Here is a 23,309-nt window from a genome sequence, read left to right as displayed (position 1 = left end):
CTAGGCCCGAACGGTCAGGCTTGCCTCTCTTCAGAGCAGCACCACGTCGTACTGTTCCTGGGAATACATGGTCTCGACCTGGAATTTGATCGAGCGGCCGATGAAGCTCTCAAGGTCGGCAACGTTGCCCGATTCCTCATCGAGCAGCCTGTCGATAACCTTCTGGTTCGCCAGCACCCGGTAACCTTCCGGCTGATAGGCGCGGGCCTCGCGTAGAATTTCGCGGAAGATCTCGTAGCAGACAGTCTCCGGGGTTTTCAACTTGCCCCGCCCCTGGCAACACATGCACGGCTCGCACAGCACCTGCTCAAGGCTTTCGCGGGTGCGTTTGCGGGTCATCTGCACCAGCCCAAGCTCGGTGATGCCAATGATGTTGGTTTTGGCGTGATCGCGCTCCAGCTGCTTTTCCAGTGTTCGCAGCACCTGGCGTCGATGCTCCTCGTCCTCCATGTCGATGAAATCGATGATGATGATTCCGCCGATGTTACGCAGGCGCAGCTGGCGTGCAATTGCTGTCGCGGACTCGAGATTCGTCTTGAAAATGGTTTCTTCGAGGGTGCGATGACCGACGAAGGCACCGGTGTTGACGTCTATGGTGGTCATCGCTTCGGCCGGGTCGATGATCAGATAACCGCCGGACTTGAGCATTACTTTACGCTCGAGCGCCTTCTGTATTTCGTCCTCCACGCTGTACAGGTCGAAGATTGGCCGCTCACCGGGGTAATGCTCAAGGTGCTCACCGAGCTCGGGCATCAGCTCGCCAACGAACTGGCTGACCTTCTGAAAGTTCTCCCGTGAGTCGATGCGAATCTTCTCGATCCGCGGATTGACCAGATCCCTCAGAGTGCGCATGGCCAGCGACAGGTCTTCATAGATGACCGAAGGCGCGCCAGCGGTTTTTATTTGCCCGTCGATCTGCTCCCACAGGCGGCGCAGGTAGCGGATGTCCATCAGGATCTCATCGCTGCCGGCGCCTTCCGCTGCGGTACGCAGAATGAAACCGCCGGTTTCCTTGATGCCTTCGGCCGCAACGCACTCAGCCACAACTTGCTTGAGGCGCTCACGCTCAGCTTCGTCCTCGATCCGCAGTGAGATGCCGACATGGCTGGTCTTGGGCATGTACACGAGGTAGCGCGAAGGGATCGACAACTGGGTCGTCAGCCGCGCGCCCTTGGTGCCGATCGGATCCTTGGTAACCTGCACGACCAGCGCCTGCCCGTCATGGACCAGGGCGCTGATAGGTTCGACAGCGTTACCCTCGCGACTGGAAATCTCCGACGCATGGATGAAGGCTGCGCGCTCCAGTCCGATATCGACGAAAGCCGCCTGCATGCCAGGCAGTACCCGCACTATCTTGCCTTTGTAGATGTTGCCAACAATGCCCCGGCGCTGGGTGCGCTCGACATGCACCTCCTGCAGAACACCGTTTTCCACCACCGCCACCCGTGACTCCATGGGGGTGATGTTCATCAGGATTTCTTCGCTCATTATTGTTCTCGGCCGATGGCGGTGGGTATAGCAGCCGAAGCTGACGAGTTGCCTCGATTCTAACGGCATAAGCCGCCAAGCCACAGGCTCTATACCGAGCTTTTACACCAGTACGGAAGTCCGTATGCCTCGAGCAGCTGGGCTGTTTCACATAACGGCAGCCCGACCACGGCCGAATAGCTGCCTTCCATCGCACTGACGAAAACCGCGCCCCAGCCCTGAATTGCGTAACTACCGGCCTTGTCCTGGGGTTCGCCACTGGCCCAGTACGCCTCGGCTTCGTCGACACTGATCGGACGGAAGCGCACCCGACTGGTAACCAGACGCACCTCGCAACCTGAGTTGTTCGCTATCGCAACGGCGGTCATGACCCGGTGCTCACGTCCGGATAATGCCTTCAACATTGCCAGCGCATCGGCCTTGTCGACTGGTTTGCCCAGGATTCGCTGATCCAGTACGACCGTGGTGTCTGCACCCAGTACACAGGCCGAGCCGTCGCTGACGAGTGAAAGGCCGGCCAAGGCCTTCTCCCGCGCCAAGCGCTGAACATAGTCGTCGGGCGTTTCCGCCGCACTGGGCGTTTCGTCGATGGAAACAGCAAGAAGGGAGAATGGAACGCCGATCTGGGTCAGCAATTCACGGCGTCGTGGCGACGCGGAGGCGAGAAACAAAGTGGACATGCCGGCTCCTTGGTGGGCGAGCGCAGCAGATTCACACATCCGGACAACGACCGAAAGCCGTCCAGCGTGGACGGAAGGCTCAGTAAACGTTGAAGCGCCGACGCGCCCATTCCAGCCCGACGAAAACCCAAGGCCAGAAGAGTGCACTCACCGGCACGGGGACGAGGAACAACAGTGTCGGTGGACGGTTTCCGGTCAGAGTGTTGAGCCACAACTGCACCAGTTGCCCGATGCCGAGGATCACCAGCAGCACCAAACTCTGCTGCAGCAACGGGAACATGCGTAGGCGCTGCTGAAGGCTCAGCACCAGAAAGATAATCAGCAGCAGCGGCAGGCCGTTCTGCCCAAGCAGGGTCCCGGACAGCACGTCCAGCATCAGCCCAAAGAAAAACGCCGCCGCCATGCCGCCGCGATGAGGCAGGGCAATTGCCCAGTAGGCGATGAACATGCCAAGCCAGAGCGGACGTGCCAGGCCGAAACTCTGGGGCATGGGGGCCACGCTGAGCAGCAGCGCCAACAACAGCGACAGCCAGATAACCCATCCGTTGTTTGAACGACCGTGGATCATGGTCGCTCCTCCGGTTCCGGCACTGGCGCTGGCGTTGGCGTTGGCGTTGCCGCATCGGTCGATGTTGATGCGGCGGACTCGACGGAGGCCGGCGACTCTGATGCAGGACTTTCAGCGGCTGCTCCCTCTTCTGCCTGGCGGTCGGCGGACTCCTGGGCCTGGGCAGCAGCAGTGGCCCGCTCTTCAGGTGTTCTCGAGTCACTGAACACCAGCAGCAGGTAGCGGCTGCGGTTGAGCATGGCGGTGGGAATGGCACGAACGATCAGGAAAGGTTGACCGGAGCCCCGCACCACCTCAGTAACCTGGGCAACCGGATAGCCACTGGGAAAGCGCTGCCCCAAACCGGAACTGACCAGAAGATCGCCTTCCTTGATGTCTGCCGTTTCGGCGACATGGCGCAGTTCCAGATAGTCGGGGCTGCCCGTACCGACCGCGATGGCGCGCAATCCATTGCGATTGACCTGCACCGGGATGCTATGGGTCACATCCGTCAGCAGCAGCACGCGTGCGGCGTAGGGCATGACCTCAACGACCTGCCCCATCAGCCCGCTGGCATCAAGCACTGGCTGGCCAAGAAACACGCCGTCGCGCTCGCCCTTGTCGATCAGGATGCGGTGCGTGAACGGGTTCGGGTCCAAGCCGATAAGCTCACTGACGATTACCTTGTCATCCACCAGCGCAGCAGAATTGAGCAGCTCGCGCAGGCGCACGTTCTGCTCCGTCAGCATCGCGAGCTTTTGCAAACGCCGCTGCATGAGCAATGCTTCGGCCTTCAGCTTTTCGTTTTCGGCCACCAGGCTGGTGCTGCTGCTGATCTGCTCGGTGGCGCGCTGCCAGGTGCGCACCGGCAGATCGGCAAGCCAATAGAAGGGTGTGAGAACCAACCCCATCTGACTGCGCAGTGGCTTCAAGGTATCGAAGCGCGCATCCACCACCATCAGCGCGACACAAAGCACAGCGAGCACCAGCAGGCGCACACCGAGCAGCGGTCCTTTTGCGAATAGTGGTTTGATGGAGGGATCCTCGCAGCTGCAGGCTTCAAACTAAACGCGACAAGCCGAGAGCAGAGCCTGCTGTCGGCTTGTCGCTTGGAGCTTACCGCTTCTAGGTCACTCGGTGGACAGCAGGTCCATGGCGTGACGGTCCATCATTTCCAGTGCGCGGCCGCCGCCACGCGCTACGCAGGTCAGCGGCTCTTCAGCGACGATGACCGGCAAACCGGTTTCCTGCGCCAGCAGCTTGTCCAAATCACGCAGCAGCGCGCCGCCGCCGGTCAGGACCAGACCACGCTCGGCGATATCGGAAGCGAGCTCTGGTGGTGATTGCTCCAGCGCACTCTTGACTGCCTGGACGATGGTGGCCAGGGACTCCTGCAGCGCTTCGAGGACCTCATTGGAATTGAGGGTGAAGCTACGCGGCACGCCTTCGGCCAGGTTGCGGCCACGAACGTCGACTTCACGGATGTCGCTGCTGGGGAAAGCGGTACCGATTTCCTGCTTGATGCGCTCGGCAGTGGACTCGCCGATCAGGCTGCCGTAGTTACGGCGCACGTAGGTCACGATGGATTCGTCGAAACGGTCACCACCGACGCGAACGGATTCGGCGTAGACCACGCCATTCAGAGAAATCAGAGCAATTTCAGTGGTGCCCCCACCGATATCCACAACCATGGAGCCACGTGCTTCGTCTACTGGCAGACCGGCACCGATGGCGGCGGCCATGGGCTCTTCAATCAGGAACACTTCACGCGCGCCCGCGCCCAAAGCGGATTCGCGAATCGCACGACGCTCAACCTGAGTGGATTTGCAGGGAACGCAGATCAATACTCGGGGGCTGGGCTGCAGGAAGCTGTTTTCGTGAACCTTGTTGATGAAGTACTGAAGCATCTTTTCGCAGACGCTGAAATCGGCGATGACGCCATCTTTCATCGGGCGGATGGCGTTGATGTTACCCGGGGTACGACCAAGCATGCGTTTGGCGTCGGTGCCCACGGCGACAACACTTTTCTGGTTGCCATGGGTACGGATGGCAACGACTGAAGGCTCGTTCAGGACGATGCCGCGATCGCGCACATAAATAAGGGTATTGGCAGTGCCCAGGTCGATCGACAAATCGCTGGAAAACATGCCACGCAGTTTCTTGAACATGGGAAAAGGGCCCTGGGGCAAACGCGTGGGGAAAAAAGTGCCGCAAACTCTAACAATGGTGCGAAGTTAGGGCAAGGCGAGAGTCCGCGGTTATCGGGGCATACGTGAGCCACTGCGCGAAATACAGCCATCCCTGAAAAACCCCGCAAGCCGCAGCTGCGCTACCGAGAAGCCCCTCAGGCATGTAAGATTGACGGCTTTTCCGGGCTCGAATGCCCACCGCTGCGACTCGAACCCGCCGCCACTCGCCGCGCTTTGCCGACGAAAGGCACCCGACTCGCTTCCCGCTGGAGAATTCCGATGGCGCTTGAACGCTCCGAGGTGGAAAAGATCGCTCATCTGGCCCGCCTGGGTCTGAATGAAGACGACCTGCCCCGCACCACCGAGACCTTGAACAACATCCTCGGCCTGATCGATCGCATGCAGGCCGTGGACACCACTGGCATCGAGCCTCTGGCCCACCCGCTGGAGACCAGCCAACGCCTGCGCGCCGACACGGTCACCGAAACCAACCAGCGCGATGCCTACCAGGCCATTGCCCCGGCCGTGGAAGATGGCCTGTACCTGGTTCCAAAGGTGATCGAGTAATGAAGGACGCCGACATGCATCAATTGACCCTTGCAGAGATTACTCGCGCACTGGCTGCTAAACAGTTCTCGGCCGAAGAGCTGACCCGCTCGCTGCTGACCCGCATCCAGCAGCTCGACCCACAGCTCAACAGCTTTATCACCGTCACCGAAGAGCAGGCCATCGCCCAGGCTAAGGCCGCCGACGCACGCCGCGCCAAGGGTGAAAATGGTGCGCTGCTAGGTGCGCCGATCGGTCACAAGGACTTGTTCTGCACGCAGGGCATTCGCACCAGCTGCGGCTCGAAGATTCTCGACAATTTCCAAGCACCCTACGACGCCACCGTCGTTGAACGGCTTTCTGCCGCTGGCGCGGTCTCGTTGGGCAAGCTGAACATGGACGAATTCGCCATGGGCTCGGCTAACGAGTCGAGCTACTACGGCGCAGTGAAGAACCCCTGGGACATGAGCCGCGTACCGGGCGGCTCGTCCGGCGGTTCCGCAGCAGCCGTCGCGGCGCGCCTCTTACCTGCCGCCACCGGCAGCGATACTGGTGGATCGATCCGCCAACCAGCGGCGCTGACCAACCTGACGGGGCTCAAGCCCACCTACGGCCGCGTTTCGCGCTGGGGCATGATTGCCTACGCCTCCAGCCTCGACCAGGGCGGCCCGATTGCCCGTACGGCTGAAGACTGCGCCCTGATGCTGGGCGCCATGGCCGGTTTCGACCCGAAGGATTCGACCAGCGTCGATCAGCCACTGGATGACTATCTAGGCTCGCTGGACAAGCCACTCTCTGGGCTGCGTATCGGCCTGCCGAAGGAGTATTTCGGAAACGGCCTGGACGCCAAGATCGCGGATGCAGTCATGGCGGCCGTTGAGGAGTTGAAGAAGCTCGGTGCCACCGTGAAGGGAATCAGCCTGCCAAACATGCAGCATGCGATCCCTTCCTATTATGTGATCGCCCCGGCCGAGGCCTCTTCGAACCTGTCACGCTTCGACGGTGTGCGCTTCGGCTACCGCTGCGAGAACCCCGTAGACCTGACCGATCTCTACAAGCGCTCCCGCGCCGAAGGCTTCGGTGACGAAGTCCGCCGCCGCATCATGGTCGGCACCTATGCGCTGTCAGCGGGCTATTACGACGCCTACTACTTGAAGGCACAGAAGATCCGCCGCTTGATCAAGAATGACTTCGTCAGCGCCTTCGACGAGGTCGACGTCATCCTCGGCCCGACCACACCGAATCTGGCCTGGGAGCTTGGCGAAAAGAACAACGACCCGGTGTCGGCCTATCTCGAAGACATCTATACGATCACCGCCAACCTGGCCGGCATCCCGGGCCTCTCCATGCCAGCCGGTTTCATCGACGGCTTACCGGTAGGTGTGCAGCTGCTGGCCCCGTACTTCCAGGAAGGTCGCCTGCTCAACGTCGCTCATCAGTACCAGCAGGTCACCGAGTGGCACAAACAAGCTCCGAGCGGATTCTGAGGACGAAAAACATGCAATGGGAAACCGTCATCGGGCTGGAAATCCACGCTCAGCTCGCCACTCAGTCGAAGATCTTTTCGGGCAGCGCCACCACCTTTGGTGCTGAGCCCAACACCCAGGCCAGCCTGGTCGACCTCGGCATGCCCGGCACCCTGCCGGTGCTAAACGCCGAAGCCGTGCGGATGGCTTGCAAGTTCGGTTTGGCGATTGATGCCGAGATCGCTGACAAGAACGTCTTCGCGCGCAAGAACTACTTCTACCCGGACCTTCCCAAGGGCTACCAGACCAGCCAGATGGATCACCCGATCGTCGGCAAAGGCCATCTGGACATCACCCTGGAAGACGGCAGCACCCGCCGCATTGGCATCACTCGCGCGCACCTGGAAGAGGACGCCGGCAAAAGCCTGCACGAAGACTTCCAGGGCATGAGCGGTATCGACCTCAACCGTGCCGGCACGCCGTTGCTGGAAATTGTTTCCGAGCCGGACATCCGTTCAGCCAAGGAAGCGGTGGCCTACGTCAAGGCGATCCACGCCCTGGTGCGCTACCTCGGCATCTGTGACGGCAACATGGCCGAAGGCTCACTGCGCTGCGACTGCAACGTATCGGTACGCCCCAAAGGCCAGACCGAGTTCGGTACCCGCGCCGAGATTAAGAACGTCAACTCGTTCCGCTTTATCGAGAAGGCGATCAACCACGAGGTCCAGCGCCAGATCGAACTGATCGAGGACGGCGGTAAGGTAGTCCAGGAAACCCGCCTGTACGACCCGAACAAGGACGAGACGCGCTCCATGCGCAGCAAGGAAGAAGCCAATGACTACCGCTACTTCCCCTGCCCCGACCTGCTGCCAGTGGTGATCGAGCAGAGCTTTCTCGACGAGGTACGCGCCAGCCTGCCTGAGCTACCCGTCGAGAAGCGCGAGCGCTTCGAGCGCGAGTTCGGCCTGTCCGCCTACGACGCCGACGTACTGGCTGCCAGCCGTGAGATGGCCGATTACTTCGAAGCTGTGCAAAGGGTTTGCGGCGACGCCAAGCTGGCTGCCAACTGGGTAATGGGCGAGCTGTCGAGCCTGCTCAACAAGGACAACCTGGCTATTGAGCAGTCGCCCGTTTCCGCCGAGCAACTGGGTGGCATGATTCAGCGCATCAAGGACAACACCATCAGCGGCAAGATCGCCAAGATGGTCTTCGAAGCGATGGCGGCGGGCGAAGGCTCGGCCGACGAGATCATCGAAAAGAACGGCCTCAAGCAGGTCACCGACACTGGTGCGATCGAGAAGATGCTTGATGAGGTTCTGGCTGCCAATGCAGAGCAGGTCGAACAGTACCGCGCCAGTGACGAAGCCAAGCGCGGCAAGATGTTTGGTTTCTTTGTCGGTCAGGCCATGAAGGCCTCGAAAGGCAAAGCCAACCCCGCTCAGGTCAACCAGGTGCTCAAAAGCAAGCTGGAAGGCTGACCGATACGGGCCCGACAGGGCCCGTTCCTTTACTCCTTCACTCCTTTACTGATGCCAACCTCGCCCGCCGCAACTTCATGAGCGAGTGAACGGCCGCGCCCATTGACGATCCAACACTGACGAGATTGAACCCGTAACCGCAGCCTGATCCGTTCAGGAAGGATTGCTGATGCAAACCCGAATGCTGACCGCCCCGATCCTGCTCGCCCTCGCCGCTGGTTGTTCCGAGTCGCCGGAGGCGGATGCCACCGAAAGCACCGTTGTCCAGAAAGGCAAGGCTTCGTACTACGCTCGCAGTTTTCAAGGCAAGGAAACCGCAAGCGGCGAAACCTTCAACCAGAACGAGCTGGTGGCCGCACACAAGACGCTTCCCTTCGACACGCGCGTGGAAGTCACCAACCTGGAGAACGGCAAGCAAGTCACCGTACGCATCAATGATCGCGGGCCTTTCAAACCGGGCCGGATCATCGATCTCTCACGAGTGGCGGCGAATCGAATCGATCTGCTCGAAGACGGTATCGCGCCAGTAAGGATCGAAACGCTGGACTGATTGCCGAATTGCTTTCTAAGGAACACTGATGAGTTTGATGACCCTGGCCTACCTGATCGGCGGCCTGGTGCTGCTGGTTGCTGGCGCCGAAGCGCTGGTACGAGGCGCCTCCAAGCTGGCTGCACGCTTCGGCATTTCGCCACTGATCATTGGCTTGACCGTCGTCGCGTTCGGTACCAGCGCACCTGAGACGGCGGTGAGCATTCAGGCCTCGCTGAACGGTAGCGGGGATATCGCCGTTGGCAATGTGATCGGCAGCAACATTGCCAACATCCTGCTCATCCTCGGTCTTTCGGCGCTGGTCGCGCCGTTGGTGGTGTCTCGACAATTGGTGCGCCTCGACGTACCCGTGATGATCGGCGCAGGCCTGCTGACCTTCGCGCTGGCGTGGAATGGCCGCATCAGCCAGCTTGACGGATTGATCCTGCTCGCATTGCTGCTGCTCTATACGGGCTTTCTGGTGATCGCCAGCAAGCGGGAAGCACGTGTTCAGGCTGACGAGTTTAGGGACGAATACGGCCCAGACCGTAACGCCGAGCCGCTCGGCTGGGTGCTTCAACTGACCCTGGTGCTGGTCGGTCTGGGTTTGCTGATATTGGGTTCAAACCTGCTCATCGAGGGCGCGGTGGCTTTGGCTCGGACGCTGGGATTGTCGGAACTGGTCATCGGCCTGACCGTAATAGCTGTTGGGACATCCATGCCGGAACTCGCGACCTCGCTGCTGGCGGTCTATCGCGGCGAACGCGACATCGCCGTGGGCAATATCGTAGGCAGTTGCATCTTCAACCTGTTGCTGGTGCTAGGTGCCGGTGCTGCAATTTCGCCTGAAGGCCTGTCCATTTCTCCCAATGCGCTGGCGTTCGATCTGCCCGTGATGCTTGCCGTGTTCGCCGCCTGCCTGCCGATCTTTTTCTCCGGTTACCGGATCAACCGCTGGGAAGGCACGATGTTCTTTGGCTACTACGTCGCCTATACGCTTTACCTCATCATGTTTTCCACTGGCCTACCGGCGATCAACCTGCTGCGCCATGCAATGACTTGGTACGTATTGCCCTTGACCGCCATCACGCTTTTGGTGATCTTTCTGCGCGCCTGGAAACACCAGCGCTAAGTCCCTTCGTTTCCTGTCCCATTTGGAGTTACCCATCGTGTCCGCGATGACGTTTGTTTACTTGATAGCCGGTCTGGTACTGCTCGTGGCTGGAGCTGAGGTACTGGTCCGTGGCGCCGCAAAACTGGCCGCTCAGTTCGGCATCCCGCCGTTGATCATCGGCCTCACCGTGGTCGCTTTCGGCACCAGCGCACCGGAAACCGCAGTCAGCGTGCAGGCCGCCCTTAACGGCAGCGGTGACATCGCCATCGGCAACGTGCTCGGCAGCAACATCGCCAACGTTCTGCTGATTCTTGGCGTGACGTCGCTGGTCGCGCCGCTGATCGTCTCCCGCCAGCTGATTCGACTCGACGTGCCGATCATGATCGGGGCCAGTCTGGTCACCTACGCCTTGGCCTGGGATGGCTCGCTTAGCCGCCTTGACGGCGCACTGCTGTTTTCGGCGGTGATCGCCTACACGGCGTTTCTGATCATCAGCAGCCGCCGCGCCACTGCAGCGGCCACAGCCGACGACGAGTTCGCCAAGGAGTTCGGCCTCGACGAAACACCCAAGCCTTACGCTTCTTTGATCAACGCCGGCCTGGTCGTTGCCGGCCTGGTTCTGCTGGTGACCGGCTCGAATTTCCTGGTGGAGGGCGCCGTGTCGCTGGCTCGCGCACTGGGACTGTCGGAACTGGTCATCGGGCTGACCGTAATAGCCATCGGCACCTCGCTGCCGGAACTGGCCACATCAATCCTCGCAGCCATACGCGGCGAGCGTGATATCGCAGTCGGCAACATCGTCGGCAGCAACATCTTCAACCTGCTCTGCGTCCTGGGCCTGGCCTCGCTGGTCTCACCCGATGCGATTGGCGTGGCTGCCAATGCACTGGCTTTCGACTTCCCGGTCATGATCGCCGTCGCCCTGGCCTGCCTGCCGATCTTCTTTACCGGTTACGCCATTAATCGCTGGGAAGGTCTGCTTTTCGTCGCGTACTACGTCGCCTATACCGTCTACCTGGTGCTGGTCAGCACCGGCCGGCCGTTGGCTGAGGTTTTCGGCGACGCGATGATCGGCTACGTAGTGCCTCTGACCATGGTCACCTTGCTGGTGATCTCCGGTCGGGCCTGGAAGACCCAGCGCAACTGACGCACAGGGCCGGCTGGTCAGATCCAGCCGGCCCAGCCCAGCAGAAACAACCCGGCATTGATAGTCAGCGCCGCGCCGAGCGTGGTGATGACGATAATGGTCGCGGCCAACTGGTGATTGGAGTTGACCGCACGCGCCATGACGAAGCTGGACGATGCTGTCGGGCAGCCGAAGTAAAGGAACAGGATGCCCAGCTCGGCGCCTCGAAAGCCGCATAGCCAGGCACCCAGCGTTGCCAACGCAGGGAACCAGACCATCTTCATCAGGCTCGAGCTCATCGCCACGCTGCTGCTCTCGCGCAGCACGGAAATCGAGAGCGTGCCGCCGATGCAGATCAGAGCCAGCGGCAGGGTCAGCTGAGCGAAATACTGCCCAGACGTCATCAGCCAGTCGGGCAACGCGATCTGCCAGTAGGCGAAAGGTAGCGCCGCTGTCACGCCGATGATCAAAGGGTTGCGCAAAATGCTGCGAATGATTGCCCCCGCATCGGCCTCCCCGTCTGGGCTATAGATGGCCAGTACCATGGCGGACAGACTGTTGTACAAGAGGATCACCAGACCAGCCAGCACACCGCCGAGGGACAGCCCGTAGTCTCCGTAGAGGCTGGTCGCCAAGGCCAGCCCCACTACACCGTTATTGCCGCGAAACGCGCCCTGAACGTAGACGCCACGATCGGCAACCGGACAGCGCCAGATCGCCCAGACCCACGCCAGTAGAAACCCACCCACCGTAGCGCCAACGTAGTAGATCAGCAGCCCTGGCTGTAGCGCAGCGCTCAGGTCCGCCTTGATGACCGACAGGAACAGCAGGGTTGGCATCGTAGCCTTGAACACCAGTGTCGATGCGGTGTGGATGAACGTGGCGTCGATCAAGCGCAGGCGCATCAAGGCGACGCCGATGAACAGCATCACGAATACCGGAGCGGTAACGCTCAGGGTCTGCAGAACCACGGGCAACATGGCGAGGCTCGAGAAGAAAAGTCAGAGGACCATACGGTAACGACGATGCCGGATCGAGCCTTGGCAGGCTATCGATCCGGCATTGAAAGAACACTGCGCCAACAGCCGGAGCCATTGGCGCTGGGTGCGGTCAGCGCCGCACGGGGCGCTTCTGCAGTTTGCGCTGCAGCGTCCGCCGGTGCATGCCCAGCGCACGGGCAGTCGCGGAAATGTTGCCGTCGTGCTCGGCGAGCACGCGCTGAATGTGTTCCCACTGCAAACGGTCCACCGACATGGGGTTTTCCGGCACCAGCGTATCCAGATCGGCATGCTTGGACAGCAACGCAGCCAGCACATCGTCAGCGTCGGCGGGCTTGCACAGATAGTTGCAGGCGCCACGCTTGATCGCTTCCACAGCCGTGGCGATGCTCGAATATCCGGTCAGGATCAGCACCTTCATCTCAGGGTCCAGCTCGAGCAGCTTGGGCAGCAGCACCAGTCCGGAGTCGCCTTCCATCTTCAGGTCCAGCACGGCGTAGTCAGGCAGGTCCTGCTTGGCCATCTCCAGGCCCTCTTCCGCCGACCCGGCGATGCTGACGTGCAGACCGCGGCGGCTCATGGCGCGTGCCATGACGCGAGTAAAGGTCGGGTCGTCGTCTACCAGCAGCAGATGAGGCTGTTCTTCGCCTTCGTGCTGCAACTCTTCGGTCATGTTTGCATTCCTCGCGTAATGATCGCGTCTGGTCAGGCCCGTACCGAGCCGTGCGGCAGACGCAGCTCGGTCAGGGTGCCACCCTCTTCGTGATTGTAAAGCTTCACGGTGCCACCCGCGCGCGTAACGCTTGCCTGACTCAGGAAAAGGCCAAGACCAAACCCCTTGCCCTTGGTCGTGATAAACGGTCTGCCGATCTGCTCGGCAATGGCGAGCGGTACGCCAGCGCCGTGGTCGCGGATGGTCAATCTGATCCACTGTGCGTCCCAGTCCAGCCGAATGTCCAGATTGTCCGGGCTGGCATCGGTGGCGTTGTTCAGCAGATTGAGCAGCGATTGCCCCAAATCCGCCGGCGGCATCAGCCGCGGGGGCGTGCCCTTGCCAAGGCACTGGAAGCGATAGGTGGCTTCCGGGTGCATCAGGTGCCAGCGCTGTAACACCAACTCGACCCATTCGCGGACGGTCTGCTCGACGATGGCCTGACGCCGATCGGCTTCGGCAGCACGGACCAACTGGCGCAGACTGTCCTTGCACAACTGGACCTGCGATTGCAGCAATGCCAGATCCTCGCTGAGCTCCGCAGGCTCCTTGTAATCCTGACGCAACTCCTTGAGCAGCACACTCATGGTCGCCAGCGGCGTGCCCAACTCATGAGCAGCACCGGCGGCCTGGGTCGCCACGGCCAACAGCTGTTGGTCGCGCATGCTTTCTTCACGACGCTGAGCCTGAAGCTGCTCCTGACGCCGCAGTTGTTCGGCCATGCGCGCTACGAAAAAAGTGATCAACGCCGCGGCCAGCGCGAAACTCAACCACATGCCATAGACCAGCAGCGTGGTGCGATCAACCGGCGGCACAATGACAGGGTCATACCAGACCAGCATCAAGGTGTACCCAGCAAGCGCGAGTCCGGACAAGGCCACCGAGTACAGCCACGGTAGCGTTGCCGCCGCAATGGTAAGCGGCACCAGATAGTAGGAAACGAACGGATTGGTCGAGCCGCCCGAGTAATACAACAGGGCGCTGTGGATCAACAGATCGGTCGCCAGGTGTCCGGCATATTCAAGCTCTGTGACCGGCCAAGGCCCGCGAAGCCGCAATGCCGTACCCAGACAGATCAGCGCCGAAACACCAAGCGTGACCCCTAGATGAAACCACGGCAGACCGAACAGCTGGGTGGCGTAGGCAAGCCCTACCGCGCCTGCCTGGGCAGCCAGCACGAGGACGCGGATCAGGGTGAGCAGACGGAGGTTCTGGCGGCTGGCAGACAGCAGGTGAACGGATGCGTGCATGGGGTCTCCAAAGAAGTCGCGAGTATAACCAAGCCGCCCGAAACACAGCCTGTCTGCGGCAACGCGCCGCACGGAAAAACTGCGCACTCGCGAGCAAAGGGCTAAAGTCTTTGCGCCGCACCGCTGGTGCCTCGAATTCAGGAGCTCTCATGTTCGTTTCCGTTCCGCGCAGCATTGCGCTGCTGGCCTGCATTGCCTGCCTTCCCGCCGTAGCGGATGAGCAACACTACAATCAGATTTCGCTGCGCGCCGAGGCCAGCAGCGAGGTCGCCCAGGACCGCATGCATGTAACGCTGTTCACCGAGTCGCAGCATGAAGACCCGGCGCAGCTGGCAGCGCAGACCACCCGTGCAATCAACAAGGCACTGCAACGCGCCCGGAAGGTAAAAGAGGTCGAAGTCAGCCAGGGCAGCCGTAGCAGCTACCCGGTCTATGAGGAAAAGGGCCAGAAGATCACCGCATGGCGTGAACGCGCCGAACTGCGCCTGGAAAGCGGAGACTTTGCCGCGCTCTCGAAGCTCACCGGAGAGCTGATGCAAGACCTGCAGATGGGCGGCATGTATTTCAGCGTGTCCGACTCGATCCGCCAACAGAACGAAGACGCCCTGCTCAAGGATGCTGTAACCGCCTTCCGCGCCCGCGCGCAGCTGGCCACCGAGGCGCTGGGCGGAAATGACTACAAGATCGTCAGCCTGAACCTGAACAGCGGCGGCAACTTTCGGCCGGAGATGATGCGCAGCGTATCGATGAAGAGCATGGATGCCATGCCGACGCCTGATGTCGAGGCCGGGACCCGGCAAATCAGCATCAACGCCGACGGTGTGATCGAAGTTCAGATGCCTTGAAGCCATGCCACGCGGCCCGCAGCGGGCCGCGTTTCTAGCGAGCAATGACCCACAACAAGCATCGTTCGGCCGACGCTGACAGAGCAGCCTTTGAAACGGCCGGAAGGCGGAAACAAAAACGCCGCGAACTTCGCGGCGTTTTGTATAAGCGCAGAGGCTTAGATGTAGAAGGCTTTCAATGGCGGGAAGCCGTTGAATTCCACCGCGCTGTAGCTGGTGGTGTAGGCTCCGGTGGAGATCCAGTACATGCGATCGCCGATGGCCAGGTTCAGTGGCAAGCCGTACTTGTAGTTCTCATACATGATGTCGGCGCTGTCGCAGGTTGGACCGGCGATCACCACTTCTTCCATCTCGCCCTTCTTCTCGGTCCAGATCGGGAACTTGATGGCTTCGCCCATGGTTTCGATCAGGCCGGAGAACATGCCGACGTCGGTGTATACCCAGCGCTCGACAGCGGTGCGCGACTTGCGCGCCACCAGCACCACTTCGCTGACCAGAATGCCCGCGTTGGCGATCAGCGAACGGCCCGGCTCAAGGATGATTTCCGGCAGTTCGTCGCCAAAGTCTTCCTTGAGGAAGCGGATGATTTCCTCGGCATAGGTTTCGAGGCTGTTGGTGCGGGTGATGTAGTTGGCCGGGAAGCCGCCACCCATGTTGATCATCTTCAGCTCGATGCCATCTTCTTCCTTCAAACGCTCGAAGATCACCTTGACCTTGGCAATCGCTGCGTCCCATACGGAAATGTCGCGCTGCTGCGAACCGACGTGGAAGGAGATGCCGTAGGGCTCCAGCTTCAGCTGACGAGCGAGGATCAGCAGGTCCATCGCCATGTCGGTCTGGCAGCCGAACTTGCGCGACAAGGGCCAATCGGCCGTGGTCGAGCCCTCGGTGAGGATGCGGACGTAGACTTTCGAACCCGGGGCGGCCTTGGCGATGTTGCGCAGATCCGCTTCCGAGTCGGTGGCGAACATGCGCACGCCCTTGTCGTAGAAGTAGCGGATGTCCTTGGCTTTCTTGATGGTGTTGCCGTAGCTGATGCGCTCCGGGCCGACACCACGGGACATGACCTTGTCCAGCTCGTAGATCGAGGCGATGTCGAAGCTCGAGCCCTTGTCACGCAGCAAGTCGATGATTTCGACCGCCGGGTTGGCCTTCACGGCGTAGTAGACCTTGGCAAACTCGAAACCGGCGCGCAGATCGTCGTACGCCTTGTCGATGGTTTCGGTATCGATGACCACAAACGGCGTCTCGTGCTGGTCAGCGAAGGACTTCATCTTCTGGAAAGTGGATCGGGAATAGTAGTCTTCGATCTTGATCGACATGCAAGGCTCCAAATCGGGAAACGTAAAGTCGGATTAGGGGTGAGCAAGAACGCCTGATCAGTTTCCCCACTTTGGTTCGCCTACTTCCCAAGGCATGTCGCCGAGTATCATGGCCAAATCGTCGCAACCGCGCGGCGACCTGGTGAATCCTGATCTCTCGTCGTCAGTACTTGAGCCGGATGGATCGTTGCCAGCATGGACGTTCGGGCGCGAACTTTAGAACCACAGCTGTTTCAGATCAATGAAAAATCCGCACTCACTCCCTTTTTTATCGCTCCAGGCGAACCTACCGTATTCAAACCGACAGATGCGCTGCGGGGATGTTCCATCCGTCTCGCACCGAGGCGGCTGAGCGGGCTTCAGCCACGGCAGTCCTCCGGCGCCCTTTGCGCTATAATCGCCGGCTTTTTCCGACATGCTTTCTATACCGGGACCGCCATGACCTCTCAGGCCGCCGAAGTCGCGAAGCGCCGCACCTTCGCCATCATTTCCCACCCCGACGCGGGTAAGACCACCATCACCGAAAAGCTGCTGCTGATGGGCAAGGCGATTGCCGTGGCGGGTACTGTGAAGTCGCGTAAATCCGACCGTCATGCGACCTCCGACTGGATGGAAATGGAAAAGCAGCGCGGCATCTCCATTACCACGTCGGTGATGCAGTTCCCCTACCGCGAGCACATGATCAACCTGCTCGACACCCCCGGCCACGAAGACTTCTCGGAAGACACCTACCGCACCCTGACCGCGGTGGACTCGGCGCTGATGGTCCTCGACGGCGGTAAGGGTGTCGAACCACGCACCATCGCCCTGATGGACGTCTGCCGGCTGCGCGACACGCCCATCGTCAGCTTCATCAACAAGCTCGACCGCGACATCCGCGACCCTATCGAATTGCTCGACGAGATCGAGGCGGTCCTCAAGATCAAGGCCGCGCCCATCACCTGGCCGATCGGCTGCTACCGCGACTTCAAGGGCGTGTATCACCTCAAGGACGACTACATCATCGTCTACACGCCGGGCCACGGGCATGAACGCACCGACGTGAAGATCATCCAAAACCTCGACTCCGACGAAGCGCGCAAGCACATCGGCGACGAGTACGACCGCTTCGTCGAGCAACTTGAGCTGGTCCAGGGCGCCTGCCATGAATTCGATCAGGACGAGTTCATCAAGGGGCAACTGACCCCGGTGTTCTTTGGCACCGCGCTGGGCAACTTCGGTGTCGACCATGTACTCGATGCCGTGGTCGACTGGGCGCCGCGCCCGCTGCCGCGCGAAGCCAACGAGCGTGTTGTCGAGCCGGTCGAGGACAAGTTCACAGGCTTCGTCTTCAAGATCCAGGCGAACATGGACCCCAAGCACCGCGACCGCATCGCCTTCATGCGCATCTGCTCGGGCAAGTACGAAAAAGGCATGAAGCTGCGTCACGCCCGCATCGGCAAGGACATCCGCATCGCCGATGCCCTCACCTTCTTCTCCAGCGAGCGTGAGCAGCTGGAAGAGGCCTGGGCTGGCGACATCATCGGCCTGCATAACCACGGCACCATCCAGATCGGTGACACCTTCACCGAAGGCGAAAACCTCGGCTTCACCGGCATTCCGCACTTTGCTCCCGAACTGTTCCGCCGTGTGCGCCTGAAGGACCCGCTCAAATCCAAGCAGCTGCGCCAGGGCCTGCAGGAACTGGCTGAGGAAGGCGCCACCCAGGTGTTCTTCCCCGAGCGCAACAACGACATCATCCTCGGCGCGGTCGGCGTGCTGCAGTTCGACGTCGTCGCCAGTCGGCTGAAGGAGGAGTACAAGGTCGAGTGCGCCTACGAGGCAATTAACGTCTGGTCCGCGCGCTGGATCGAGTGTGATAACGAGAAGAAGCTGAAGGAATTCAGCGACAAGGCCTACGAGAACCTGGCGGTCGATGGTGGCGGTCACCTGACCTATCTCGCGCCGACTCGGGTGAATCTGAGCCTGATGGAAGAGCGCTGGCCGGATGTGAAATTCAGGGCGACGCGCGAGCATCATTGAGTCAGCAACACGCCAGCATGCATGCATCAAAGGCTTCGCGAGCAAGCTCGCTCCTACGGCCAACATAGCGACCTTGTAGGAGCGAGCTTGCTCGCGAATGAGGTGACGATCGCTCTCCCAGCTATCAACAGAAGGACGCAACGGAATGCGCTTTCATGGACGGGACTTACGCAAAGGGCGAGTCAGCCTCCCAAACCAGGCCTACGTACTGACCTGTGTAACGCTGGACCGATCGTCCATCTTTATAGAGGCAGGCGCAGCGGCGACACTGGCGCGTGAGATTCACATGATCGGCAATTCCGGACCCGTTCAGTCTTTAGCCTGGGTCGTCATGCCCGACCATCTGCATTGGCTCGTGCAGCTGAAAACTGGTTCGCTCAGCCAGGTGATGCAGAGCCTAAAATCGCGGAGCGCAATCACCACCAACAGGCTTCGTGGCGACCATGGCCCGATCTGGCAAAAGGGTTACCACGACAGAGCCGTCCGTAGTGAGGAAGACCTGCGCAACGTTGCCCGGTACATCGTCGCGAACCCGCTGCGCGCCGGGTTGGTCAAGCGCCTTGGTGATTACCCGTTCTGGGATGCGGCCTGGTTGTGACGAGGCTGCTGGTCGACGTTAAACAGCTTTGCGAGCAAGCTCGCTCATACATCCGCAGTCCAAGCCCCACGCTGTATCTGTAGGAGCGAGCTTGCTCGCGAATTAGCCGTTGAACCAGCTCGCCTTGCTACTGCTCCTCTTCCAAGGTAAAAGCCACCACCGAATCGCCAATCTTCGTCCCGAACGACCCATGCCCACCGGCCACTTGCACCACGTACTGCTTACCGGTCTGCTCGGATACATAGGTCATAGGCGTGGCCTGGCCACCGGCTGGCAGGCGCGCTTTCCAGAGCTCTCTGCCGTTCTGCAGGTCATAGGCGCGCAGGTAGTAGTCCAGCGTACCGCTCATAAAAGCCACGCCACCTGCCGTCACGATGGGCCCTCCGAGCGCGGGCGTGCCCACAGGAAAAGGAAGGCCGAGCGGCGCGCTGTCGCGGCTAGTGCCATTCTTGTGCATCCAGACCTTCTTCATGGTGCGAAGATCCACGGCGGTGACGTAACCCCACGGCGGGCTCTGGCAGGGCAGCCCCAGTACGGACAGCAAAGGCTTCAGGCTGACCATATAGGGCGCACCGAGGTTGGGTTGCAGGCCGGTTTCGCCACCGCCGGTACGCGCCTCGGGATCGACCTCGCTGCGCTTGTACATCTTCGAGACGAATGCCAGGTAATTAGGCGCACCGAACAGCAATTGCCGACTCGGATCGACCGCCACCGATGGCCAGTTGAAGGTACCGACGTTGCCTGGATAGATCAGCGAGCCCTTCTGAGAGGGCGGCGTGAAGTCGCCCTCATAGCGCAGCTGACGGAACTGGATGCGGCACATCATCTGATCCAGCGGCGTCCCGCCCCACATGTCCTTCTCGTACAGCGGCTCCTGCGGCGCATAGGTCAGCGCCGAGACCGGCTGAGTGGGCGCGGTGAAATCGCCATAATCGGTGCCTTGCGGAACAGGCACCTCGGTGACCGGCACGATGGGCTCACCGGTGCGGCGGTCTAGCACATACAGGTCGCCGCGCTTGGTCGGCTGGATGATGGCAGGCACTTTGCCTTCCGGCCGGTCGATGTCGACCAGCGTTGGCTGGGAGGGCAGATCGCGGTCCCAGAGATCATGGTGAACAGTCTGGAACTCCCAGCGTACCTGGCCGGTTGCCAAGTCCAGCGCAACCAGGCTGTCGGTAAAGCGCTCAGCCTGCGCGGAACGCTCGATAGCCCACTGGTCCGGTGTCTGGTTGCCGGTAGGGATATAAACCAGACCGAGCGATTCGTCGGCCGTCGCAGTCGTCCACCAGTTCGGCGTGCTGCGCGTGTAGGTTTCACCTGGCGGCAATGGCTCAGTGGCGTCCGGGTTGCCCGGGTCGAAATTCCAGACCAAACGACCTGTGTTCACATCGTAGGCGCGAACCACGCCGCCGGGCGAATCCACAGCGCCGTTATCGGTGACGGCACCGCCAATGATGACCAGCTTCTCCGTGACCACCGGCGGCGATGTCGGTAGATAAACGCCCAGCGCCCCTTCGCCCAGCCGCAGCTTCAGATCGACCACGCCGCCATTGCCGAAATCCTCACAGGGTTTGCCATCCTCGACGTCTAGAGCGACCAGCGTGGCGTCGTTGGTGGGCAAGAACAGCCGACGCGCACAGCGAGCCGCCGGTTGATTCGAATGACCGCCATTCGTGGCCGCGGAGAGATAGCGGGCCCCATCGTGGTAGGCCAGGCCACGGCAGGTCATGTGCTGGTAGTACCCGGCCTCGCGGTTGATATTCGGGTCATAGCGCCAGCGCTCTTCGCCGGTATCGGCATCAATGGCGATAGCGATGCTGTGCGGCGTGCAGATGAACAGGCTATTGCCCACCTTAAGCGGTGTTACCTCATAGGTGAATTCGCCCGGATCGTTCGGACCTGGCAGGTCGCCGGTGTGGTATTCCCAGGCTTTAACCAAGTTGCCGACGTTATCCGGCGTGATCAGGTCAGCAGTGGAATAGCGGTCGCCCTGTTCCGATCCGCCGTACGAGGGCCATTCGCTATTCGAGCGACCGGCCTGGCCCTGTGGGTCCAGACCCTGCATCTGCGCATCGCTGAACTCGCCCGAGATCGAGTGGTAATCCTGCGTCAGCGCGTAGCCCGCCATCAGCGCACCGGCCAGCAAGCCGATCCCGAGCAAGCCGCTCGCGCCATCTCGCCAGACCAACCGGTCGCTGACGTAGCGATTGACGAAGGGCAGGATCAGCCAGAGGCCGAGGATGCACCAGAGATCGATCCGCGGGGCCAGCTGCCACCAGTCGAAACGCACCTCGTAAAGCGTCCACGCCAGGGTTGCCAGCAGCAACACCGCGTACAACCAGATCGCGGCACGGCGTCGTGCCAACAGCAAACCGGCCACCACCAGCAAGCCAATGCCAGCCAGCAGGTAGTACCAGGAGCCACCGAGCACGGCCAGGTATCCGCCCCCGCCTGTCATCAGCACACCCAGCACCAGAACGACGACGGCCGTCAGGGTGATCCGCAAGGGCCGCGGCCCATAATCGATGCTCATGTAAAACGCTCCAGCCGGTTGGGTCTAAATCAAAAAGGCCGGTGAAACTTCCTGACACAAGTTTCGCCGGCCTTAAGTGGATGCGGCAGCAGGGCCTTTAGTTCAGCGGTTTCGGTCTGCCGATCAACTCGCCGCACTAACGGCAAGCGGCTGAGCTTCCGGCCGCTTGATCACCGCATAGATCACCCCGGTCACCAGGCTGCCCGCGAGGATCGCGACCAGGTACAACAGCGCATGATTGATGGCGTTAGGGATCAGCAGCACGAACAGCCCACCATGAGGCGCCAGCAGCTTCGCGCCGAAGGCCATGGACAGCGCGCCGGTCAGGGCGCCGCCAGCGATGCTGGCCGGGATCACCCGCAGCGGGTCTTTCGCCGCAAAGGGAATCGCGCCTTCGGAGATAAAGCAGCAGCCCAGCACCAGCGCCGCCTTCCCGGCTTCGCGTTCGGTCTGCGCGAACTTGCGTCGCGCAATCAGCGTGGCGATGCCCATGCCGATTGGCGGCACCATGCCGGCGGCCATGGTAGCGGCCATCGGCGCGTAGCTTTGCGACGCGAGCAGCCCGACCGAGAACGCGTATGCCGCCTTGTTCACCGGCCCACCGAGGTCGACGCACATCATGGTGCCGAGCAGCAACCCGAGCAGTACGGCGTTGGAGGTGCCCATGGTGTCGAGGAACTCGGTCAGCCCGGCGAGCAGCTTGGCCACCGGCGTGCCGACGATGTAGATCATCACCAGGCCAGTCACCAGGCTCGCCAGCAGCGGAATGATCAGGATCGGCTTCAGCGATTCGATACTGGCTGGCAAGGGAATCCAGCGACTGACAGCTTTGGCCGCGTAGCCGGCGACAAAGCCCGCAATGATGCCGCCGATGAAGCCGGCGCCGAGCGTGCCCGCCAGCAAACCGCCAATCATGCCGGGCGCAAGGCCGGGTCGGTCAGCGATGGAGTAGGCGATGTAGCCCGCCAAGAGCGGCACCATCAACTGGAAGGCCGTCTCGCCGCCGATCTTCATCAGCGCGGCGGCCAGCGTGCCCTCCTCCTTGAATGCCTCGATGCCAAAGACAAACGACAGCGCGATCAGCAGGCCGCCCGCGACGACCATCGGCAGCATGTAAGACACGCCGGTCAGCAAGTGCTTATAGACGCCTGTCTTCTCACCTTTCTGTTCACCACCGGCATCACTTGCCGCAGTGCCACCGCTGAGTACAGCGCCTTCCTTCAGTGCGCGGTCCAGCGTTGCCTCGGGCTGCTTGAGCGCGACGCCGGTGCCGCAGCGATACACGCGCTTGCCGGCGAAGCGCGCCACGTCCACCTCGATGTCGGCGGCGAGCAACACCACATCGGCGTCCTCGATGGCCTGGGGTTCGAGCACATTACGCGCGCCCACCGAGCCGCGCGTCTCGACCTGCAGCTCATAGCCTTTACGTATGGCCGCCTGCTGCAGCGCTTCGGCTGCCATAAAGGTGTGCGCGACGCCGGTTGGGCAGGCGGTGATGGCGACCAGTTTGGGCTTGCCGGTGGCGGGCGTGGGCTCGGCATCATCTGCCGCCTGCAACTCGGTCGCCGTCTCGGCAGCGCTGCGCAGGAAGGCTTCCGGATCGAGCAATGCTTCGGGTGGCGTGGACTGGGCGACGCGCTTGCCGACGAAGCGTTGCAGCGATAACGGACCGGTCTTTACCACGACGACCAGGTCGGCGTTGGCGATCTGTGCGGGAGTCAGTGGCGAGCCGATGGCCTTGGGGTCGTGGACTTCTACGGCGGTCGACCAGCCCAGACGCTGGGCCGCCGCTTCAAGCAGGCGTGACGTCAGCACGCTGGTGACCATTCCGTTGGGGCAGGCCGTGACGATGAGAAGATTCATTCC

At 61.2% G+C, this 23,309-nt stretch carries 20 protein-coding genes; 9 read left to right on the top strand and 11 right to left on the bottom strand.

Annotated features, from left to right (window positions below; genetic code table 11):
* Nucleotides 1-30: 30 nt before the first annotated feature.
* The 5 genes from rng to mreB all read right to left on the bottom strand — a co-directional run bounded on the left by rng (nucleotide 31) and on the right by mreB (nucleotide 4,883).
* On the bottom strand, nucleotides 31-1,488 hold the full coding sequence (gene rng, locus ALTERO38_RS03035) for a ribonuclease G (protein ID WP_159967228.1): 1,458 nt from the start codon (nucleotides 1,486-1,488) through the stop codon (nucleotides 31-33).
* Nucleotides 1,489-1,577: 89 nt separating this feature from the next.
* Nucleotides 1,578-2,168: a nucleoside triphosphate pyrophosphatase gene (locus ALTERO38_RS03030; protein ID WP_159967227.1), complete on the bottom strand. Its 591-nt coding sequence runs from the start codon at nucleotides 2,166-2,168 to the stop codon at nucleotides 1,578-1,580.
* Between the two features lie 79 nt (nucleotides 2,169-2,247).
* On the bottom strand, nucleotides 2,248-2,736 hold the full coding sequence (mreD, locus tag ALTERO38_RS03025) for a rod shape-determining protein MreD (RefSeq protein ID WP_102836893.1): 489 nt from the start codon (nucleotides 2,734-2,736) through the stop codon (nucleotides 2,248-2,250).
* The gene (mreC, locus tag ALTERO38_RS03020; RefSeq protein ID WP_372239397.1) at nucleotides 2,733-3,701 is read right to left on the bottom strand and encodes a rod shape-determining protein MreC; all 969 of its coding nucleotides are present in this window, start codon (nucleotides 3,699-3,701) and stop codon (nucleotides 2,733-2,735) included. Before mreC ends, mreD begins: the two co-directional genes overlap by 4 nt.
* Before the next feature lie 144 nt (nucleotides 3,702-3,845).
* Nucleotides 3,846-4,883, bottom strand: coding sequence for a rod shape-determining protein MreB (gene mreB / locus ALTERO38_RS03015; RefSeq protein ID WP_045424672.1), 1,038 nt, complete (start codon nucleotides 4,881-4,883; stop codon nucleotides 3,846-3,848).
* 300 nt (nucleotides 4,884-5,183) lie between these two features.
* On the opposite strand from mreB, the gene gatC reads away from it, so the two are divergent.
* The 6 genes from gatC to ALTERO38_RS02985 all read left to right on the top strand — a co-directional run bounded on the left by gatC (nucleotide 5,184) and on the right by ALTERO38_RS02985 (nucleotide 11,184).
* A complete protein-coding gene (gene gatC, locus ALTERO38_RS03010; RefSeq protein ID WP_148925119.1) occupies nucleotides 5,184-5,471 on the top strand; it encodes an Asp-tRNA(Asn)/Glu-tRNA(Gln) amidotransferase subunit GatC in 288 nt (95 codons plus the stop codon).
* A 14-nt stretch (nucleotides 5,472-5,485) separates the two neighbouring features.
* Entirely contained in the window at nucleotides 5,486-6,937 is a 1,452-nt protein-coding gene (gatA, locus tag ALTERO38_RS03005; protein WP_159967226.1) for an Asp-tRNA(Asn)/Glu-tRNA(Gln) amidotransferase subunit GatA, read from the top strand.
* Between the two features lie 11 nt (nucleotides 6,938-6,948).
* Nucleotides 6,949-8,394: an Asp-tRNA(Asn)/Glu-tRNA(Gln) amidotransferase subunit GatB gene (gene gatB, locus ALTERO38_RS03000; protein ID WP_159967225.1), complete on the top strand. Its 1,446-nt coding sequence runs from the start codon at nucleotides 6,949-6,951 to the stop codon at nucleotides 8,392-8,394.
* Between the two features lie 169 nt (nucleotides 8,395-8,563).
* Nucleotides 8,564-8,944, top strand: a complete 381-nt coding sequence (locus ALTERO38_RS02995) for a septal ring lytic transglycosylase RlpA family protein (protein WP_102836897.1) — start codon at nucleotides 8,564-8,566, stop codon at nucleotides 8,942-8,944.
* A 28-nt stretch (nucleotides 8,945-8,972) separates the two neighbouring features.
* Nucleotides 8,973-10,055 (top strand): calcium/sodium antiporter, encoded by a 1,083-nt coding sequence (locus ALTERO38_RS02990; RefSeq protein ID WP_148925123.1) that lies wholly within the window; start codon nucleotides 8,973-8,975, stop codon nucleotides 10,053-10,055.
* 37 nt (nucleotides 10,056-10,092) lie between these two features.
* Nucleotides 10,093-11,184 carry a calcium/sodium antiporter gene (locus ALTERO38_RS02985; protein ID WP_159967224.1) on the top strand — a complete coding sequence of 364 codons (1,092 nt, stop codon included), beginning with the start codon at nucleotides 10,093-10,095 and terminating at the stop codon, nucleotides 11,182-11,184.
* Between the two features lie 17 nt (nucleotides 11,185-11,201).
* Here the strand turns inward: ALTERO38_RS02985 and ALTERO38_RS02980 are convergent, their stop codons facing one another.
* The 3 genes from ALTERO38_RS02980 to ALTERO38_RS02970 form a co-directional block, all read right to left on the bottom strand.
* Nucleotides 11,202-12,143 carry an AEC family transporter gene (locus ALTERO38_RS02980; protein WP_159967223.1) on the bottom strand — a complete coding sequence of 314 codons (942 nt, stop codon included), beginning with the start codon at nucleotides 12,141-12,143 and terminating at the stop codon, nucleotides 11,202-11,204.
* Nucleotides 12,144-12,273: 130 nt separating this feature from the next.
* Nucleotides 12,274-12,834, bottom strand: coding sequence for a response regulator transcription factor (locus tag ALTERO38_RS02975; protein ID WP_102836901.1), 561 nt, complete (start codon nucleotides 12,832-12,834; stop codon nucleotides 12,274-12,276).
* 32 nt (nucleotides 12,835-12,866) lie between these two features.
* Nucleotides 12,867-14,123, bottom strand: a complete 1,257-nt coding sequence (locus tag ALTERO38_RS02970; RefSeq protein ID WP_102836902.1) for an ATP-binding protein — start codon at nucleotides 14,121-14,123, stop codon at nucleotides 12,867-12,869.
* A gap of 149 nt (nucleotides 14,124-14,272) precedes the next feature.
* Here ALTERO38_RS02970 and ALTERO38_RS02965 point away from each other — a divergent pair, with 149 nt between their 5' ends.
* Nucleotides 14,273-14,968, top strand: a complete 696-nt coding sequence (locus ALTERO38_RS02965; protein ID WP_159967222.1) for an SIMPL domain-containing protein — start codon at nucleotides 14,273-14,275, stop codon at nucleotides 14,966-14,968.
* A gap of 158 nt (nucleotides 14,969-15,126) precedes the next feature.
* Here the strand turns inward: ALTERO38_RS02965 and ALTERO38_RS02960 are convergent, their stop codons facing one another.
* Nucleotides 15,127-16,290 carry a type III PLP-dependent enzyme gene (locus tag ALTERO38_RS02960; RefSeq protein WP_102836904.1) on the bottom strand — a complete coding sequence of 388 codons (1,164 nt, stop codon included), beginning with the start codon at nucleotides 16,288-16,290 and terminating at the stop codon, nucleotides 15,127-15,129.
* 438 nt (nucleotides 16,291-16,728) lie between these two features.
* Here ALTERO38_RS02960 and ALTERO38_RS02955 point away from each other — a divergent pair, with 438 nt between their 5' ends.
* Both ALTERO38_RS02955 and ALTERO38_RS02950 read left to right on the top strand, forming a co-directional pair.
* Entirely contained in the window at nucleotides 16,729-18,312 is a 1,584-nt protein-coding gene (locus tag ALTERO38_RS02955; RefSeq protein ID WP_148925128.1) for a peptide chain release factor 3, read from the top strand.
* Nucleotides 18,313-18,457: 145 nt separating this feature from the next.
* Complete coding sequence (locus ALTERO38_RS02950; protein ID WP_102836906.1) at nucleotides 18,458-18,910, top strand: transposase; 453 nt, start codon at nucleotides 18,458-18,460, stop codon at nucleotides 18,908-18,910.
* Between the two features lie 127 nt (nucleotides 18,911-19,037).
* On the opposite strand, the gene ALTERO38_RS02945 is transcribed toward ALTERO38_RS02950, so the two are convergent.
* Nucleotides 19,038-21,443, bottom strand: a complete 2,406-nt coding sequence (locus tag ALTERO38_RS02945) for a membrane-bound PQQ-dependent dehydrogenase, glucose/quinate/shikimate family (protein ID WP_159967221.1) — start codon at nucleotides 21,441-21,443, stop codon at nucleotides 19,038-19,040.
* Between the two features lie 123 nt (nucleotides 21,444-21,566).
* On the bottom strand, nucleotides 21,567-23,306 hold the full coding sequence (locus ALTERO38_RS02940) for a fructose-specific PTS transporter subunit EIIC (RefSeq protein WP_159967220.1): 1,740 nt from the start codon (nucleotides 23,304-23,306) through the stop codon (nucleotides 21,567-21,569).
* Between the last annotated feature and the right edge of the window lie 3 nt (nucleotides 23,307-23,309).

It is taken from the genome of Pseudomonas sp. 9Ag (genome assembly GCF_902506445.1).
GTDB lineage: Bacteria > Pseudomonadota > Gammaproteobacteria > Pseudomonadales > Pseudomonadaceae > Stutzerimonas > Stutzerimonas stutzeri_AB.
Note: the sequence above shows the minus strand (reverse complement) of the source record. Positions and strands in the feature narration are given on the sequence as shown.

What these genes read in the sequence shown, in the direction of transcription:
- mreB (WP_045424672.1), bottom strand. Translation starts at nt 4,883, where the DNA reads ATGTTCAAGAAACTGCGTGGCATGTTTTCCAGCGATTTGTCGATCGAC.
- ALTERO38_RS02990 (WP_148925123.1), top strand. Translation starts at nt 8,973, where the DNA reads ATGAGTTTGATGACCCTGGCCTACCTGATCGGCGGCCTGGTGCTGCTG.
- ALTERO38_RS02965 (WP_159967222.1), top strand. Translation starts at nt 14,273, where the DNA reads ATGTTCGTTTCCGTTCCGCGCAGCATTGCGCTGCTGGCCTGCATTGCC.
- rng (WP_159967228.1), bottom strand. Translation starts at nt 1,488, where the DNA reads ATGAGCGAAGAAATCCTGATGAACATCACCCCCATGGAGTCACGGGTG.
- mreD (WP_102836893.1), bottom strand. Translation starts at nt 2,736, where the DNA reads ATGATCCACGGTCGTTCAAACAACGGATGGGTTATCTGGCTGTCGCTG.
- ALTERO38_RS02970 (WP_102836902.1), bottom strand. Translation starts at nt 14,123, where the DNA reads ATGCACGCATCCGTTCACCTGCTGTCTGCCAGCCGCCAGAACCTCCGT.
- ALTERO38_RS02940 (WP_159967220.1), bottom strand. Translation starts at nt 23,306, where the DNA reads ATGAATCTTCTCATCGTCACGGCCTGCCCCAACGGAATGGTCACCAGC.
- ALTERO38_RS02975 (WP_102836901.1), bottom strand. Translation starts at nt 12,834, where the DNA reads ATGACCGAAGAGTTGCAGCACGAAGGCGAAGAACAGCCTCATCTGCTG.
- ALTERO38_RS02980 (WP_159967223.1), bottom strand. Translation starts at nt 12,143, where the DNA reads ATGTTGCCCGTGGTTCTGCAGACCCTGAGCGTTACCGCTCCGGTATTC.
- ALTERO38_RS02955 (WP_148925128.1), top strand. Translation starts at nt 16,729, where the DNA reads ATGACCTCTCAGGCCGCCGAAGTCGCGAAGCGCCGCACCTTCGCCATC.
- gatC (WP_148925119.1), top strand. Translation starts at nt 5,184, where the DNA reads ATGGCGCTTGAACGCTCCGAGGTGGAAAAGATCGCTCATCTGGCCCGC.
- ALTERO38_RS02950 (WP_102836906.1), top strand. Translation starts at nt 18,458, where the DNA reads ATGCGCTTTCATGGACGGGACTTACGCAAAGGGCGAGTCAGCCTCCCA.
- gatB (WP_159967225.1), top strand. Translation starts at nt 6,949, where the DNA reads ATGCAATGGGAAACCGTCATCGGGCTGGAAATCCACGCTCAGCTCGCC.
- ALTERO38_RS02945 (WP_159967221.1), bottom strand. Translation starts at nt 21,443, where the DNA reads ATGAGCATCGATTATGGGCCGCGGCCCTTGCGGATCACCCTGACGGCC.
- ALTERO38_RS02960 (WP_102836904.1), bottom strand. Translation starts at nt 16,290, where the DNA reads ATGTCGATCAAGATCGAAGACTACTATTCCCGATCCACTTTCCAGAAG.
- gatA (WP_159967226.1), top strand. Translation starts at nt 5,486, where the DNA reads ATGCATCAATTGACCCTTGCAGAGATTACTCGCGCACTGGCTGCTAAA.
- ALTERO38_RS03030 (WP_159967227.1), bottom strand. Translation starts at nt 2,168, where the DNA reads ATGTCCACTTTGTTTCTCGCCTCCGCGTCGCCACGACGCCGTGAATTG.
- ALTERO38_RS02995 (WP_102836897.1), top strand. Translation starts at nt 8,564, where the DNA reads ATGCAAACCCGAATGCTGACCGCCCCGATCCTGCTCGCCCTCGCCGCT.